Origin of the sequence: Hydrogenophaga sp. YM1, from assembly GCF_016903055.1 — a bacterium.
Taxonomy (GTDB): Bacteria; Pseudomonadota; Gammaproteobacteria; order Burkholderiales; family Burkholderiaceae_C; genus Hydrogenophaga; species Hydrogenophaga borbori.
On the sequence record NZ_CP070223.1, the window covers coordinates 3,240,284 to 3,255,122 of the forward strand.

Below are 14,839 nucleotides of genomic sequence, written 5' to 3' on the forward strand. Positions count from 1 at the left end.
AACGACAAGTCATCAAGCCTGCCAGACAATCCCCCGACCATGGGCATCAGCCAGTACATCAAGGAGATCGGCCGCGGCAAAGACGGCGCGCGGGCGCTGACGCGCGCGCAGGCCGCCGACCTGATGGGCCAGGTGCTCGACGGGGCCGTGAGCGACCTCGAACTGGGCGGCTTCTGCCTGGCCATGCGCATCAAGGGCGAAACGCCCGAGGAGATGGCCGGCTTCCTCGACGCCACGCACGCGCGCCTGCGCCGCGTGCCGGGCAACAGCCGGCCCATCGTGGTGCTGCCCAGCTACAACGGCGCGCGCAAGCTGCCGCTGCTCACGCCGCTGCTGGCCCTGCTGCTGGCGCGCCGGGGCGCGGCGGTGCTGGTGCACGGCACCGCCACCGAAGACCGGCGGGTCACCGCCGAGGCGGTGTTCGCCGCGCTGGGCGTGGCGCCGGCCGCGCCGGCCCAGGCCATCGCGCCCGGCGCCTGCGCCTTCGTGCCCACCGAGGCCCTGCTGCCCGGCCTCAAGCGCCTGCTGGACGTGCGCCGCAGCGTGGGCCTGCGCAACCCGGGCCACAGCCTGGTCAAACTCATGAACCCGGTGGACGGGCCCGCGCTGATCGTGGGCAGCCACACCCACCCCGAATACGCCGTCAACATGGCCGCCACCTTCGCGCTCACCGGCGCGCACGCGCTGCTGCTGCGCGGCACCGAGGGCGAGCCCGTGGCCGACGCCCGCCGCCAGCCGCGCATCGAGGCGTTGCGCGACGGCCAGCGCATCGAGCGCATCGCCGCCCAGGACGGCCCGCTCGCGCAACTGCCCGAGCTGCCGGCCATCGACCCGGCCGCCACCGCCGCCTACACCCGCGCCGTGCTCGACGGCCAGGCCCCCCTGCCCGCGCCCATCGCGCGCCAGGCCGACTGCATCCTTGCCGAGATCCACGCCGATGAACGCACCACCGCCTGATTTCCTGCCCGGCACCGTCACGCTCGTGGGCGCCGGCCCGGGCGACCCGGAACTGCTCACGCTCAAGGCGGTGCGCGCCATCGGCGCGGCCACCGTGCTGCTGGTGGACGACCTCGTCAACGAAGCGGTGCTGGAACACGCCAGCCCGCAGGCGCGCATCGTGCGCGTGGGCAAGCGCGGCGGCTGCCGCAGCACACCGCAGGCCTTCATCGACAAGCTCATGCTGATGGCCGCGCGCGAGGGCGAGGTGGTGGTGCGCCTCAAGGGCGGCGACCCCTTCGTCTTCGGCCGCGGCGGCGAGGAGATCGAGCACCTGCAGGCCGAGGGCGTCGCGGTGCGCGTGGTCAACGGCATCACCTCGGGGCTGGCGGCGGTCACCGCGCTGGGCGTGCCGCTCACGCACCGCGATCACGCGCACGGCGTGGTCTTCATCACCGGCCACGCCAAGCCCGGCGACGCCGGCACCGATTGGCCCGCCCTGGCTGCCACCGCGCGCGACGCCAAGCTCACCCTGGTCATCTACATGGGCGTGAGCGGCGCGGCGCAGATCGAGCAAGGCCTGCTCGCCGGCCTGCCGGGCGACACGCCGCTGGCGGTGGTGCAGCACGCCAGCCTGCCGCAGCAGCGCCACGCGATCGGCACCCTGGACGACCTGTGCGGCTGCCTGCGGCGCGAGGGCCTGGGCAGCCCCTCGGTGATCGTGGTGGGCGACGTGCTGCGCGGCCTGGCCTCGCTGGCGCGGCCCGAGCCGGCCAGCCGCGCCGCCTGAAGCGCGGGAAGCGCCGCGCGCGCTGGCTACACTGCCGCGCGTGCAAACCTTCGACGCCATCATCGTCGGCGCCGGCGCCGCCGGCCTGTTCTGCGCCGGCATCGCCGGCCAGCGCGGGCGGCGCGTGCTGCTGATCGACCACAGCCCCAAGATCGCCGAGAAGATCCGCATCTCCGGCGGCGGGCGCGCCAACTTCACCAACCGCGACCTCGACCCGCGCGCGCCGCAGAAGCACTTCGTGGGCGAGAACCCGAACTTCTGCCGCTCGGCGCTCTCGCGCTACACCCCCACCGACTTCATCGGCCTGCTGCAGCGCCACGGCGTCGCCTGGCACGAAAAGCACAAGGGCCAGCTGTTCTGCGACCGCTCGGCCGACGACCTGATCCAGGTGCTGCTGCGCGAGGGCGAGGCCGGCGGGGTCGACCGCTGGCAGCCCTGCGCCGTGCGGGCCGTGCGGCAGGACGGCGACGGCGCCTACGCGCTGGACACCGACCGCGGCCCGGTGCGTGCCCCGAAGCTGGTGGTGGCCACCGGTGGCCTGCCCGTCCCGCAGATCGGCGCCAGCGACTTCGGCCTGCGCCTGGCGGCCCAGTTCGGGCTGCGCGTGGTCGAACCGCGCCCCGCCCTGGTGCCGCTGACCTTCGACGGCGCCGCCTGGACGCCCTATGCGGGCCTGGCCGGGCTCGCGCTGCCGGTGCGCATCGAGACCGGCGGCAAGAAAGACCGCATGGCCTTCGACGAAGACCTGCTCTTCACCCACCGCGGCCTGTCGGGCCCGGCGGTGCTGCAGATCTCCAGCTACTGGCAGGCCGGCGCGCCGATCCGCCTGAACCTCGCGCCCGACACCGACCTGGGCGCGGCCCTGAGCGAAGCCAAGCGCCGATCGCGCAAGCGGCTGGCCAACGAACTGGCCCAGTGGGTGCCCGCCCGCCTGGCCGACGCCTGGGCCGCCCAGGACGGCGACTGGCAGCGCCCCGTGATGGAAACCGCCGACCGCGCCCTGGCCCGCCTGGCCGAGCGCCTGCAGCGCTGGGAATTGGTGCCCACCGGCACCGAGGGCTGGCGCAAGGCCGAGGTCATGCGCGGCGGGGTGGACACCCGCGAGCTGTCCCAGCAGACCCTGGAATCGCGCCAGGCCGGGCTGTTCTTCATCGGCGAGGTGGTGGACGTGACCGGCTGGCTCGGCGGGTACAACTTCCAGTGGGCCTGGGCCTCGGCCCACGCCTGCGCCCAGGCGCTCTGAGGGTGGGCCCCCACGCCCCACCGCTGCGCGGGTCGCTGCCCGCCCGCGGGGGCTGATCCGCCTGGGGACGGCCCGGCGGCGGGTCGCCCCGGGTAGCGAGCGCTGTAGAAACGTCTATAATCGCGGGCTTTGCTGGCAAATTCCCGTCGGCCAATACTAGTTTCAGACGGGACACCTCGCAGCCAAGAAGGCCGGGCCTGATCTTCCCCGCCATCCTCTGGCCGCACATTCAGGAATCGATCGATACATGACCACCATCCGTGTCAAAGACAACGAGCCCTTCGACGTGGCTCTGCGTCGCTTCAAGCGCACCATTGAAAAACTCGGCCTGCTGACCGACCTCCGCGCCCGCGAGTTCTACGAGAAGCCCACCGCCGAGCGCAAGCGCAAGAAAGCCGCCGCGGTCAAGCGCCATTTCAAGCGCGTTCGTTCCATGCAGCTGCCCAAGAAGCTGTACTGAACGAAGCCGGTCCGTCCGGCACCGAAAGCCCGCTCCAGGACGCTAGAGCGGGCTTTTTCGTTTCCCTTTCCCTCTTTCCTGCGCTGCGCCTGCCGGCAGCGCCACCGGAGCGACACCATGAGCCTCAAAGCCCGCATCACCGACGACATGAAAGCCGCCATGCGCGCCAAGGAAACCGAGCGCCTGGCCACCATCCGCCTGCTGACGGCGGCGATCAAGCAGAAGGAAGTGGACGAGCGCATCGAACTCGACGACGCCGCCGTGGTGGGCGTGATCGACAAGATGGTCAAGCAGCGCAAGGACTCCATCGCCGCCTTCGAACAGGGCAATCGCCCCGACCTGGCGGCCAAGGAAGCCGCCGAGCTGACCGTGCTGCAGGCCTACCTGCCCGAGCGCCTGTCGGCCGAGGCCGTGGCGGCCGAGGTGAAGGCCATCGTGGCGGAACTGGGCGCCAAGGGACCGGGCGACATGGGCAAGGTCATGGGCGCGGTGAAATCGCGCCTGGCGGGCAAGGCCGACATGGGGCAGGTGTCGGCGGCGGTGAAGGCGGCGCTGGCGGGATAAGCCGCGGGCGCGGCGCCCAGGCGGCGCCCGCCGCCGCTGGCATCAACTGCCGGCGACCTTCATGCGGTTCACCAGCACCGATCCCACCGTCTTGGCGCCGTAGTTGTAGGCGTCCGCGCCCACGGCCTCGACGCCCATGAGCATGTCCTTGAGGTTGCCGGCGATGGTGATCTCCTGCACCGGGTAGGCGATCACGCCGTCCTCGACCCAGTAGCCCGCGGCGCCGCGCGAGTAGTCGCCCGTGACGGGGTTGACGCCCTGGCCCATGAGCTCGGTGACGAACAGGCCACGGCCCAGCTTCCTGAGCATGGCGTCGAGGTCGTCGCCCGCCTTCGTGCGCCGGCTGGTCAGCGTGAGGTTGTGCGACCCGCCCGCGTTGCCGGTGGTGCGCATGCCCAGCTTGCGCGCCGAGTAGGTGGACAGGAAATAGCCCTGCACCACACCCCCCTCGACCACGCGGCGGGGCGCGGTGCGCACGCCCTCGTCGTCGAACGGCGAGCTGCCCTTGCCGCCGCGCACGAAGGGGTCCTCGTCGATGTCCAGGTGAGCGGCCATGGCCGGCTTGCCCAGGCTGTCGGCCAGGAAGCTGGTCTTGCGGTACAGCGCACCGCCGCTGGTGGCCTGCACATAGGCGCCCAGCAGGCCGGCAGCCAGGGGCGATTCGAACAGCACCGGGCACTCGGTGGTGGCGATCTTTCGCGCGCGCAGGCGCGAGAGCGCGCGCTCGGCGGCGTAACGGCCCACGGCCTCGGGCGTGGCCAGGTCCTGCGGCGCGCGCATGGAGCTGTACCAGTAGTCGCGCTGCATCTGCGCGCCCTTGCCGGCGATGGGCGCCACCGACAGGCTGTGGCGCGAGCTGGCGTAGCCGCCGCTGAAGGTGCCGTCGCCGCCGCGCTCGCCGCCACGCAGGTGCGCGCCGAAGAAGTGCGACTGCTGCGCCGAGACGCTGGCGCCTTCGCTGTTGGTGATCTTCTTGCTGGTGGCAAAGGCCGCGGCCTCGCAGGCCAGGGCCAGTTCGGCCGCCTGCTCCGAGGTGACGGCCCAGGGGTGGAAGAGGTCCAGGTCGCGCGCGCGGTCGGCCCGAGAGGCCACGTCCTGCGCGTCGGGCAGGCCCGCCACGGGGTCTTCGGCGGTGAAGCGGGCGATGTCGTAGGCGGCCTGTACGGTCTGGCGCACGGCGGCGGCGGAGAAGTCGGAGGTGCTGGCGTTGCCGCGGCGGCGGCCCAGGTAAACCGTGACGCCCAGGGACTTGTCGCGGTTGCGCTCGACGTTTTCCAGCTCGCCCTTGCGCACCGACACGCTCAGGCCGGCGCCTTCGGAAACTTCGGCTGCGGCGTCGGCCGCGCCCAGGGATTTGGCGTGGCCCAGGGCCAGATCGACCAGTTCCTCGAACTGGTGGCGGCTGTACTGGAATCCGGGCAAGGGGGTGTTCGAGTCGGTCTTGGACATGGCGGCCGCTATGATACGGGCCCCTTTGCGAGGCGTCCGCCGCCTTGCACAAGCCCCATCCCTTCCCCATGTCGCGCAAACCCACCCGAGGCTATTTCGTTCGCGGCCACTTTGTTGCCGAGGGCAGCGAGCTCGACCAGGAGCTCAAGCGCGACGCCAAGGGCGGCGAACTGAGCAAGACCGACCTGAAGAAGCTCAGCGATCGCCTGCAGAACCTGGGCGAGCAGCTGCTCACGCTGCGCGGCGACCTGTTCAACCGCCTGGGCCTGGACGACCGCTTGGTCGATTCGCTGGCCGAGGCGCGGCGCATCACCAACTTCGAGGGCCGGCGCCGGCAGATGCAGTACATCGGCAAGCTCATGCGCAAGCTGCCCGACGAGACCATCGCCGCCATCGAGGCCGCCATCGAGGAGCAGCAGCGGCCCTCGGCCGAGGCCACGCTGCAGCTGCACCAGGCCGAACAGTGGCGCGACCGCCTGATCGCCGACGACGGCGCCCTCACGGACTGGCTGGCCCAGGACGCTGGGGCCGACGTGCAGCAGCTGCGCACCCTCATCCGCCAGGCCCGCAAGGACGCGCAGGCCGTGAAGGAACGGCCCGGCGAGGCGCAGCGCCATGGCAAGGCCTACCGAGAGATCTTCCAACACGTCAAGGCCGCGCTGGCGCGCGGCGAAGGCGACGAACCCGGCGACCCAGCATGAGCGAACCCTCTCCCGCGCACGACCCGGTGCGCATCGGCATCGTCTCCATCAGCGACCGCGCCAGCAGCGGCGTCTACCAGGACCAGGGCCTGCCCGCGCTGCAGGACTGGCTGACGCGCGCGCTGAAGAACCCCATCACTTTCGAGGCCCGCCTCATCCCCGACGAACAGGCGCGCATCAGCGAGACGCTCATCGAGCTGGTGGACCTGGGCTGCGCGCTGGTGCTCACCACCGGCGGCACCGGCCCGGCCAAGCGCGACGTGACGCCCGAGGCCACGCTGGCCGTGGCGCACAAGGAGATGCCGGGCTTCGGCGAGCAGATGCGCCAGGTGAGCCTGGCCTTCGTGCCCACGGCCATCCTCTCGCGCCAGGTTGCCGTCATCCGCGACGAATCGCTGATCATCAACCTGCCCGGCCAGCCCAAGGCCATCGCCGAAACGCTGGAAGGCGCGAAGAACGCCGACGGCTCGGTGCGCGTCAACGGCATCTTCTCGGCCGTGCCCTACTGCATCGACCTCATCGGCGGCCCGTACATCGAAACGCACGACGAAGTGATCAAGGCCTGGCGCCCGAAGAACGCGGTGCGCCCCGCCCGCTGAAGCCACCACCCGAGGAACCCGCCATGAAAATCGAAAAAGACACCGTCGTCACCGTCACCGCGCGCATCCAGAACGCCCAAGGCAAGGTGCTGGACGAAGGCAAAACCGCGCGCGCCTACCTGCACGGCGGCTACGGCAACACGCTGCACGGCATCGAGGTGGCGCTGGAGGGACAGGAAAAGGGCTTCGGCACCACCGTCACCCTGCAGCCCTCGCTGGCCTTCGGCGAACGCGACGAGTCCCTGGTCACCAGCATCCCGAAGACGCAGTTCCCGCCCGGCATCAAGGTCGGCGGCCAGCTGGAAGGCTCCGACGAGCAGGGCCGGCGCCACCTGTTCACCGTCAAGAAGATCAAGGGTGACACCGTGCACCTCGACGGCAACCACCCGCTCGCGGGCGAAGACCTGACCATCACCCTGAAGGTGCTGGACGTGCGCGCGGCCTCGCCCGAGGAAATCCAGCACGGCCACGCGCACGGCGCGCACGGCCACCACCACTGACCCCCCTTCGCCGGCCGGACGGCCGTCTTCCCCCCGGGAACGGTGGCTGCGGCCCGGCAAATACCGGTGCCGCGGCGCCACAGGCTCAGGACCTCACTTGCCCACCAGCTGGTTGAGCTTGTCGGCCTGGAAGTGCTCTTCGCGCTGGGCGTCCCGGGGCACGCAGTCGCGCTCGCGCGCCTCGGCCAGTTTCTCGATCGCCTGCCACAGCAGCGCGATCTGGTGCTCCTGGCTGGCGGTGCTGTCGATCAGGCTGCGCATGGCCTGCGACAGCGGGTCGTCTTCCTGCGTGATGCCGTAGGCCGAGAACTTGGGCTTGGCGTCTTCGGTCACGTCGGCGCTCTCGCCCTTCTTGCTGGGGATGATGCGGGCCGGAATGCCCACGGCCGTGGCGCCCGCGGGCACGGGCTTGATCACCACCGCGTTGCTGCCGATCTTGGCGCCGTCGCCCACCTCGAAGCCGCCCAGCACCTTGGCGCCCGCGCTCACCACCACGTCGCGGCCCAGCGTGGGATGGCGCTTGGTGCCCTTGTAAAGCGAGGTGCCGCCCAGGGTGACGCCCTGGTAGATGGTGCAGCCGTCGCCGATCTCGGCCGTCTCGCCCACCACCGTGCCCATGGCGTGGTCGAAGAACACCCGCTCGCCGATCTTCGCGCCCGGGTGGATTTCGATGCCAGTGAAGAAGCGGCCCAAGTGCGAGATGAAGCGCCCCAGCCACTTGAAGCCACGGTTCCAGCAGCCATGCGCCAGGCGGTGCAGCACCACGGCGTGCAGGCCCGGGTAACACGTCAGCACCTCGAAGGTGCTGCGCGCGGCCGGGTCGCGCTCAAGGATGCATTGGACGTCGGAGCGGAGGCGGTCGAACATGAGACGGGCTGTATCAGGGCCGTGCAGTCTAGCGTTTCGCGCGCTCGGCGGTCTGCAGCATGGCGCGGGCAACACCGCGAAGAATGTGGACTTCTTCGTCGGTGGGTTGCGCGCGGTTGAATAGTTGTTGCAGGCGCGGCATCAGCTTCTTGGGCGCGGCCGGGTCCAGGAAGTCCACCGCCACCAGGGCCTGCTGCAGGTGCTCCAGCATGCCGGCCACGGCCGCCGCGTCGGCTCCCGGGCGCGCGGCCACGGGCGAGTCGACCGCGAAGCCCCCCAGGGCCTGGCGCCAGTCGTAGGCGATGAGCTGCACCGCGGCCGCCAGGTTGAGCGAGCCATAGCCCGGCGCGGTGGGAATGGACAGGGCCGCGTGGCAACGGTAGACGTCCTCGTTGGCCATGCCGAAGCGCTCGCTGCCGAACAGGAAGGCCACGCCGGACGGCGGCGCGGGCTCGGCCAGCAGGGCGGCGAAGTGCTCGCGCGGGGCCCGCGTGGGCGGGCCGAAGTCGCGCGGCGTCATGGCGGTGGCGCACAGGTGGGTGATGCCGTCCAGGGCTTCGTCCAGCGTGTCGACCACGCGCGTCTTGGCCAGCACGTCGGTGGCGCCGCTGGCGCGCTGGATGGTCTCCTCCTTGCGCAGCACATTGGGCCAGCGCGGGCGAACCAGCACCAGTTCGTCGAAGCCCATGACCTTGAGGGCGCGCGCGGCGCCGCCGACGTTGCCGGCGTGGCTGGTTTCGATCAGGACGAAGCGGGTTTTCATGCGGGGAACGGCGTTGGGCGCCGGCCTAGTAAAATCGCCCGCCATTGTCGCCGCCCGCATCGCCGGGCCCGGCGCGCCCCCACCCCCTGCTCTTCACCGTTGCGCCCCGGCGCGAAGGTCACAATCCATGTCGTCCAGCTACCACCCCATGCTCAACGTGGCCATCAAGGCCGCGCGCGCCGCCGGCGCCATCATCAACCGCGCCGCGCTCGACGTTGAAGCCGTGCGGGTGACGGCCAAGCAGACCAACGATTTCGTCACCGAGATCGACCACGCGGCCGAGGCCGCGATCATCGAGACCCTGAAAACCGCCTACCCCGGCCACGGAATCTGGGCCGAGGAGTCCGGCCAGCAGCCCGGCAAGGGCCGCGAAAAGGACCACGTGTGGATCATCGATCCGCTGGACGGCACCACCAACTTCATCCACGGCTTTCCCGTCTACTGCGTGAGCATCGCGCTCATGGTGGGCAACCGCATCGAGCAGGCCGTGGTGTACGACCCCTCCCGAAACGACCTGTTCTGCGCCACGCGGGGGCGCGGCGCCTACCTGAACGAGCGCCGCATCCGCGTGGCCAAGCGCACCTCGCTGCGCGACTGCCTGCTGTCCACGGGCTTCCCGTTCCGCCCGGGCGACGCCTTCCAGACCTACATGCAGATGCTGGGCGAGGTCATGCCCAAGGTGGCTGGCGTGCGCCGCCCGGGCTCGGCCGCGCTGGACCTGGCCTACGTGGCCGCCGGCTTTTCCGACGGCTTCTTCGAGATGGGCCTGTCGCCCTGGGACGTGGCGGCGGGCGCGCTGCTGGTGACCGAGGCCGGCGGCCTGATCGGCAACTTCACCGGCGAGCCGGACTTCCTGGAGCAGAAGGAATGCCTGGCAGCCAACCCCCGGGTCTATGGCCAACTGGTGGCCCTGACGGGCAAGTACAGCAAGTTCGCCAGCGCGGGCGACAAGGCCGCGGTGCGCCAGGCCCGCGCGGCGGCGCGCAAGACGGTGGGCAAGCCCGCCGCCCCCGAGGCGGACGCGGCGCCGGACACCGAGGACCCGGCCGAGCGCGAGTGAGCCTCAGGCCCGGGGCAGGCTGAACCAGAACGTGGCGCCCTGCCCCGGCGCCGATTCGGCCCAGACGCGGCCGCCGTGCCGCTCGACGATGCGCTGGACGATGGCCAACCCGACCCCCATGCCCGGCACCTCGCTGTTGGCGTGCAGGCGCTGGAACAGGCCGAACAGCTTGGCCGCGCGCGCCATGTCGAAGCCCATGCCGTTGTCCCGCACGAAGTAGGCGTGCAGGGCTGGGTCATGGCCCAGCCACACGCGCGGCTCCGCCTGCTGGCGCGAGTACTTCATGGCGTTGTCCACCAGGTTGCTCAGCACCTGGCGCAGGAGCGTGGCATCGCCCAGGGCCTCGGGCAGCTCGCCCACCTCGATGGACAGCTGCGGCGCCTGCGGCCCCAGCGACTCGGCCACGGCGTGGGCCAGCGCGGTCATGTCCACCGGCCGGGGCTCCAGTTCCACCTGCACCACGCGCAGCAGCTCCAGCATGTCGGTGATCATCTGCCCCATGTTGCGCGCCGAGCGCGAAATGCGCAGGAACATCTCGCGCCCGCTCTCGCTCAATCGCTGCGACTCCTCCTCGGCCAGGATCTGCGCGAAGCCGTTGACCGAACGCAGTGGCGCGCGCAGGTCGTGCGCGATGGAGTACGAGATGGCCTCCATGTCGCGCATGGAGCGCTCCAGTTCGGCGGTGCGCTCGCGCACGCGCTGCTCCAGGCCGGCGTTGAGGGCGCGGATCTGTTCCTGCGCGGCCACGCGCTCGCTGATGTCCAGGTGCGTGCCCGACATGTAGAGCGCACGGTCCTCGGCATCGCGCTGGTGCACGCGCCCGCGCGAGTTCACCCAGACCCAGTGGCCGTCCTTGTGGCGCAGGCGCAGGTCGCATTCGTAGTACGGCAAGAGCCCCGAGGTGTGGCGCTCGCGCGCCTCGATGGCGCGCGGCAGGTCCTCGGGGTGCACGCGCGAGGACCAGGTCGCATGGTTCACGGGCTCGAGCTCGGCGCGCGCGTAACCCAGCATCTCGGCCCAGCGGTCGTTGATGCTCATGCTGCCGTCGGCCAGGTTGGTTTCCCAGATGCCGGGCCGCGTGGCCTCCAGCACCCAGGCCAGGCGCTGGCGCTCGCCGCGCAGCGCTTCCTGGGCCTCGATGTAGGAGGTGACGTCGGCGTAGGTGCGCACCAGGCCGCCTTCGGGAAAGCGGAAGGTGTGGATCTCCAGCGTGCGGCCCTCGCGCGTGCGGCGCCAGTACTGCTCGGGCAGGTCGGCGCGCGGGTCGAGCGCCACGTAGCTGCGCGCGCGCGGCTCGACCCAGTTGAACTCGGGCCCGAAGTCGCCGCGCCGGGCCTGGTAGACCACCACATCGTCGTGCAGCGGGCGCTCGCGCATCATCTCGTCGGGCAGGTCCAGCAGCTCCAGGAAGCGCCGGTTGTAGACGCTCACGCGGCCCTCGGTGTCGATCTTCACCAGACCCTGGGTGATGCTGTCCAGCGTGACCTGCAGCGCGGCACTTTTCTCGGCCAACAGGGCGCCGGTGGCCTGCAGCTGGGCGCTGGTGCGCAGGCGCTCCCCGTGGTGGCGCCAGGCCAGCACGAGCTGGCGCAGCGCGCCCAGCAAGGGCTGAAGAAAAGCCACGTCGTCGGTGCCGTAGCCACCGGGCTGGTTGGCCAGGCCCACCATGGCCACCAGGCGCTCGCCCACGGCCAGCGGAATGCCCAGGAAGGCGTTGAGCGCCGGATGCCCGCCGGGCATGCCCGCCGCACGCGGGTCGTGGGCCGGGTCGTTGGCGATCACGGTTTCTCCGGTGCGCAGCGCGTGCCCGAACAGGGTGTTCAGGTTGCGGAACTCCATGCCGGCATCCGCGTGCGCCGCGAAGGCCAGGCGCGAGGCCTCGTCCCACGAGATATCGGTCATGGCGTGCGTGCGCAGATAGGGCTGCTCCCGGTCGTCGTACTGCACCTCGCCCAGAAAGCCGTAGGTGCTGTCGGTGACGCCGAGAAAGGCGTCGAGCAGGCCCTCGAAGGCGCGGCGCTTGTCCTCGGCCTCAATGAACACCGACTGCGCCTGCGTGATAGCCGAGAGCATGCGGTTGACGCGTTCGCGGCGCAGCGCTTCCTGGCGCGCCTCGGTCACGTCGGTGGCCAGGCCGTGCCAGACCACGCTGCCGTCGGGCTCGCGCTGCGGCGTGCTGTCCAGGCTGAGCCAGCGCAGGCCCAGCGTGGGCAGCAGCACGCGGTAGGTTTCGCGCCAGGGCAGCAGGTGTTGCGCCGAGTAGGCCAGCGTGGCGATCACGCGCGCCCGGTCCTCGGGGTGCAGCACCTGGAATAGCTTGCGCGGCTCGCGCATGAGCGCGGCGGCGTCCTCGTCGAACAGCTCGCGCACGGCCTCGTTGATGTAGCCGAGCGCGGTGCGCCCGTCGGGCGTGAGGCGGGCCTGGTAGAAGATGCCCGGCACGCGCGCGGCGATGTTCTGCAGCAGCCGCAGTTGCTCGGCCAGCCGCTCGCTGGCCTCGCGCTCGGTGGTGATGTCCTGCACCACGCCGAAGTCGGTCTGCGGGTTGCCCTTGACCAGGGTCAGCCCCATGCGCGTGCGGAACCAGCGCACTTGGCCATCGGGGTGCAGCCAGCGGAAGGCCAGTTCGCGGCCGTCGCGGCGCTCGCGCGCGGCCAGCCAGGCGGCGCGGTCGTCCGGGTGGATGCCGGCGCGCACCTCGGCGCGGGTCAGGCGCTGGCTGCGCGGCCGTCCGGTGATGGCGAACAGGCCCGGCGACCAGAAGACCTCCTCGTCGTCCTCGGCGTTCGTCCAGTGGCCCAGGTGGGCGGTGCTCTCCATCACGCTGTGCAGCTCCACGCGCTGCTGCAGCTCCAGGTTGGTGGCGCGCAGGGCCTGGGCGGTCTGCTCGCGCGCCGCCTCGGCCAGCACCTCGCGGTCGGCCTGGGTGATCTGCACCAACAGCAGGGCCTCGGGCCGCTCATCCGTCACGGGCAGCTGCACCGCGTGCATGCGCACGAGGTGCGGGTCACCCCCCTTGAAGCGCACCACCGTGGGCGCCAGCGTGCCCGGCACCAGGGCCAGCGCGGCCGTGCGCTCGGCCTCGTCGTTCCAGTGGCCGAGCTCCACCGTGGTGCGCCCGATCGCGTCGCGCCGGGCGATGCCCGACAGCGCCTCCCAGGCCGCGTTGACGTCGATCACCAGGCCGTCGCTCACGCGCGTGACACAGGCGGCCACGGGCGAAAGCTGGAACAGCTCCTGGTACGGCAGCGGGGCTTCGGCGTCCATGGCGGGCGCCTCAGGCAAAGGGCTGCGTGCCGCCGAAGTCGCCGATCGGCACGGTATGGCTCACGAGCCGGCCACCGTGCCACAGGTGGAGTTGGAAGGCGGGGGGTTCCATGACGTATCCATCGGCCGACGACTGCAGCAAATTGAGCGCGATCTGATGCGCCGTGCTGGGGCAGACGCTGGCCACCGTGCCGCCGAAGCGCACCTGGATACTGCGGTGCAGATGGCCGCACAGGATGACCTGCACCTGGCCGTGCCGCCGCACGATCGCCTCCAGCGCCTCGGCGCCGTCCAGCAGGCCCATGGCGTCCATGTGGCCGATGCCGGTGGCGAACGGCGGGTGGTGCATGGCAACGACAGTGGGCGTGGCGTCCTCGGCCAGGCGCTGGTCGAGCCAGTCGAGCCGGCGCGCGCACAAGGCGCCGTGGCCCTGGCGCGGCACCACGGTGTCGAGCACCAGCAGGCGCAGCGGGCCCAGGCTGGCCGCGTACTGCCAGAAGCCCGGCAGGCGGGCGGTGTGCGGGCCGGCGCGGCCACCGAAGGCCTCGGCGAGGGCCTCGCGCTCGTCGTGGTTGCCCGCCACGGGGTACAGGGGCAGGTCGATGGGCGCGAGCAGCTCCAGCAGGTGGGCGTAGGACGCGGCGCCGCCAGCTTCCACCAGGTCGCCGGAGAGCAGCAGCGCGTCGGGCCGGGGTTGCAGCGCCGCTACGGCCTCCAGGCCGGCGCGCGCCATGGCGTTGGTGTCGACCACGCCGTTGGCCAGTTGCCCCGGCGCGCAGACGTGCAGGTCGGACACCTGGGCGATCAGCATGGGGAGAGCGGCGGGCTCGTGGGTGGGCGGGTGCCGGGCATTCACGCATCATCCACAGGCGCCCGGCGCCCGGCAAGCCTCCGAAACCCGAGGCCTCCCCCCATTTCGGGGGAGGCAGGCCAGTCGGGTTTGATGCCAGCTTTGGCGAGCAAGCGCGCGCAGCGGTCCTGCTCCATGCACAGGAGAGCGGCCGACGCCTGGCGGCCAAGGGATGGATGAAGTGGGTGCGGCTGGCGGCCAGCGCCTAGGCCATCGCCGGGGCCCGGCTCGACGACGTGGCCGCCTTCATGCGGACGCGCGACCGACGTGTGAATCCGGATGCAATCGGATAGGGACGCTAGTTCCAGCAGCGGGTAGCTGCGGCGGCACCCTTCGCGCCGGTCTGGTTGAGGGTAAGGGTCCCGCAACGCGTGTCGCTCGCCTGGGGCCCCTGAGGTACGGCCTGCAGTGCATAGGCCGAGGCGGTGGGGTTGGCCGTGAACGAAAAGACATAGGCCCCTGCCAAATCGTTGCGGCAGGTCAGCGCAGGGAGTTGCGCATTGGTCACGGCGGTGCCGCACCCCGCACCGGTCGCGTTGTAGCGCAAGCAGGTGGTGTAGTTGCGCTCCATCCATTGCGACAGTTCGGTCAGACAGGCGCCGGCGGCGGCACGGCGCGTCTTCTGCACGTGGCTGGTGTAACTGGGGTACGCCACAGCCGCGAGGATGGCCACTATGGCTACTGTGATCATGAGTTCGATCAGAGTGAAACCCCTCGAGCGTGCGCGTTGAATCGGATCTGGGTTCTGCATCATCAACACCTTAAAGCGAAGAGTCACCTCATCACTTGC

Annotated in this window: 15 protein-coding genes; 9 read left to right on the forward strand and 6 right to left on the reverse strand. The window is 71.1% G+C overall.

Going from position 1 to position 14,839, the window contains the following annotated elements; genetic code table 11:
- Positions 1-39 precede the first annotated feature (39 nt).
- From ybiB to JNX00_RS15270, 5 genes are all read left to right on the forward strand, one after another.
- Positions 40-957 carry a DNA-binding protein YbiB gene (ybiB, locus tag JNX00_RS15250; protein WP_204742787.1) on the forward strand — a complete coding sequence of 306 codons (918 nt, stop codon included), beginning with the start codon at positions 40-42 and terminating at the stop codon, positions 955-957.
- Entirely contained in the window at positions 938-1,726 is a 789-nt protein-coding gene (gene cobA / locus JNX00_RS15255; protein ID WP_070397623.1) for a uroporphyrinogen-III C-methyltransferase, read from the forward strand. The genes ybiB and cobA overlap by 20 nt, the downstream gene beginning before the upstream one ends.
- 31 nt (positions 1,727-1,757) lie before the next feature.
- On the forward strand, positions 1,758-2,969 hold the full coding sequence (locus JNX00_RS15260; RefSeq protein WP_204745076.1) for an NAD(P)/FAD-dependent oxidoreductase: 1,212 nt from the start codon (positions 1,758-1,760) through the stop codon (positions 2,967-2,969).
- A 247-nt stretch (positions 2,970-3,216) separates the two neighbouring features.
- Positions 3,217-3,429, forward strand: a complete 213-nt coding sequence (rpsU, locus tag JNX00_RS15265) for a 30S ribosomal protein S21 (RefSeq protein WP_009520186.1) — start codon at positions 3,217-3,219, stop codon at positions 3,427-3,429.
- 117 nt (positions 3,430-3,546) lie between these two features.
- Positions 3,547-3,993 carry a GatB/YqeY domain-containing protein gene (locus tag JNX00_RS15270; RefSeq protein WP_204742788.1) on the forward strand — a complete coding sequence of 149 codons (447 nt, stop codon included), beginning with the start codon at positions 3,547-3,549 and terminating at the stop codon, positions 3,991-3,993.
- A gap of 42 nt (positions 3,994-4,035) precedes the next feature.
- On the opposite strand, the gene pmbA is transcribed toward JNX00_RS15270, so the two are convergent.
- Positions 4,036-5,442 carry a metalloprotease PmbA gene (gene pmbA / locus JNX00_RS15275; RefSeq protein ID WP_204742789.1) on the reverse strand — a complete coding sequence of 469 codons (1,407 nt, stop codon included), beginning with the start codon at positions 5,440-5,442 and terminating at the stop codon, positions 4,036-4,038.
- 68 nt (positions 5,443-5,510) lie between these two features.
- On the opposite strand from pmbA, the gene yjgA reads away from it, so the two are divergent.
- Genes yjgA through JNX00_RS15290 form a run of 3 tightly spaced genes read left to right on the forward strand, consistent with a single transcriptional unit; the run spans position 5,511 to position 7,242 of the window.
- On the forward strand, positions 5,511-6,143 hold the full coding sequence (gene yjgA, locus JNX00_RS15280; protein WP_070397619.1) for a ribosome biogenesis factor YjgA: 633 nt from the start codon (positions 5,511-5,513) through the stop codon (positions 6,141-6,143).
- Entirely contained in the window at positions 6,140-6,742 is a 603-nt protein-coding gene (gene mog, locus JNX00_RS15285) for a molybdopterin adenylyltransferase (RefSeq protein ID WP_070397618.1), read from the forward strand. The genes yjgA and mog overlap by 4 nt, the downstream gene beginning before the upstream one ends.
- A gap of 23 nt (positions 6,743-6,765) precedes the next feature.
- On the forward strand, positions 6,766-7,242 hold the full coding sequence (locus JNX00_RS15290) for an FKBP-type peptidyl-prolyl cis-trans isomerase (protein WP_070397617.1): 477 nt from the start codon (positions 6,766-6,768) through the stop codon (positions 7,240-7,242).
- Between the two features lie 93 nt (positions 7,243-7,335).
- Here the strand turns inward: JNX00_RS15290 and cysE are convergent, their stop codons facing one another.
- Together cysE and JNX00_RS15300 are read right to left on the reverse strand one after the other, a co-directional pair.
- Positions 7,336-8,109: a serine O-acetyltransferase gene (gene cysE / locus JNX00_RS15295; RefSeq protein WP_070397616.1), complete on the reverse strand. Its 774-nt coding sequence runs from the start codon at positions 8,107-8,109 to the stop codon at positions 7,336-7,338.
- A gap of 28 nt (positions 8,110-8,137) precedes the next feature.
- Complete coding sequence (locus tag JNX00_RS15300) at positions 8,138-8,872, reverse strand: RNA methyltransferase (RefSeq protein WP_070397615.1); 735 nt, start codon at positions 8,870-8,872, stop codon at positions 8,138-8,140.
- Between the two features lie 127 nt (positions 8,873-8,999).
- Between JNX00_RS15300 and JNX00_RS15305 the strand changes: the two genes are divergently transcribed.
- Positions 9,000-9,932: an inositol monophosphatase family protein gene (locus tag JNX00_RS15305; protein WP_070397614.1), complete on the forward strand. Its 933-nt coding sequence runs from the start codon at positions 9,000-9,002 to the stop codon at positions 9,930-9,932.
- A gap of 3 nt (positions 9,933-9,935) precedes the next feature.
- Here JNX00_RS15305 and JNX00_RS15310 read toward each other — a convergent pair whose 3' ends face one another.
- The 3 genes from JNX00_RS15310 to JNX00_RS15320 form a co-directional block, all read right to left on the reverse strand.
- The gene (locus JNX00_RS15310) at positions 9,936-13,199 is read right to left on the reverse strand and encodes a PAS domain-containing protein (protein ID WP_204742790.1); all 3,264 of its coding nucleotides are present in this window, start codon (positions 13,197-13,199) and stop codon (positions 9,936-9,938) included.
- Between the two features lie 10 nt (positions 13,200-13,209).
- Positions 13,210-14,010, reverse strand: coding sequence for a phosphodiesterase (locus JNX00_RS15315; RefSeq protein WP_070397612.1), 801 nt, complete (start codon positions 14,008-14,010; stop codon positions 13,210-13,212).
- A gap of 337 nt (positions 14,011-14,347) precedes the next feature.
- A complete protein-coding gene (locus tag JNX00_RS15320) occupies positions 14,348-14,827 on the reverse strand; it encodes a type IV pilin protein (RefSeq protein ID WP_275564511.1) in 480 nt (159 codons plus the stop codon).
- Between the last annotated feature and the right edge of the window lie 12 nt (positions 14,828-14,839).

Bases quoted from the DNA above. Each gene is read 5' to 3' on its own strand.
- ybiB (WP_204742787.1), top strand. From the start codon at position 40: ATGGGCATCAGCCAGTACATCAAGGAGATCGGCCGCGGCAAAGACGGC.
- cobA (WP_070397623.1), top strand. From the start codon at position 938: ATGAACGCACCACCGCCTGATTTCCTGCCCGGCACCGTCACGCTCGTG.
- rpsU (WP_009520186.1), top strand. From the start codon at position 3,217: ATGACCACCATCCGTGTCAAAGACAACGAGCCCTTCGACGTGGCTCTG.
- JNX00_RS15270 (WP_204742788.1), top strand. From the start codon at position 3,547: ATGAGCCTCAAAGCCCGCATCACCGACGACATGAAAGCCGCCATGCGC.
- pmbA (WP_204742789.1), bottom strand. From the start codon at position 5,442: ATGTCCAAGACCGACTCGAACACCCCCTTGCCCGGATTCCAGTACAGC.
- yjgA (WP_070397619.1), top strand. From the start codon at position 5,511: ATGTCGCGCAAACCCACCCGAGGCTATTTCGTTCGCGGCCACTTTGTT.
- mog (WP_070397618.1), top strand. From the start codon at position 6,140: ATGAGCGAACCCTCTCCCGCGCACGACCCGGTGCGCATCGGCATCGTC.
- JNX00_RS15290 (WP_070397617.1), top strand. From the start codon at position 6,766: ATGAAAATCGAAAAAGACACCGTCGTCACCGTCACCGCGCGCATCCAG.
- cysE (WP_070397616.1), bottom strand. From the start codon at position 8,109: ATGTTCGACCGCCTCCGCTCCGACGTCCAATGCATCCTTGAGCGCGAC.
- JNX00_RS15300 (WP_070397615.1), bottom strand. From the start codon at position 8,872: ATGAAAACCCGCTTCGTCCTGATCGAAACCAGCCACGCCGGCAACGTC.
- JNX00_RS15305 (WP_070397614.1), top strand. From the start codon at position 9,000: ATGTCGTCCAGCTACCACCCCATGCTCAACGTGGCCATCAAGGCCGCG.
- JNX00_RS15310 (WP_204742790.1), bottom strand. From the start codon at position 13,199: ATGGACGCCGAAGCCCCGCTGCCGTACCAGGAGCTGTTCCAGCTTTCG.
- JNX00_RS15315 (WP_070397612.1), bottom strand. From the start codon at position 14,010: ATGCTGATCGCCCAGGTGTCCGACCTGCACGTCTGCGCGCCGGGGCAA.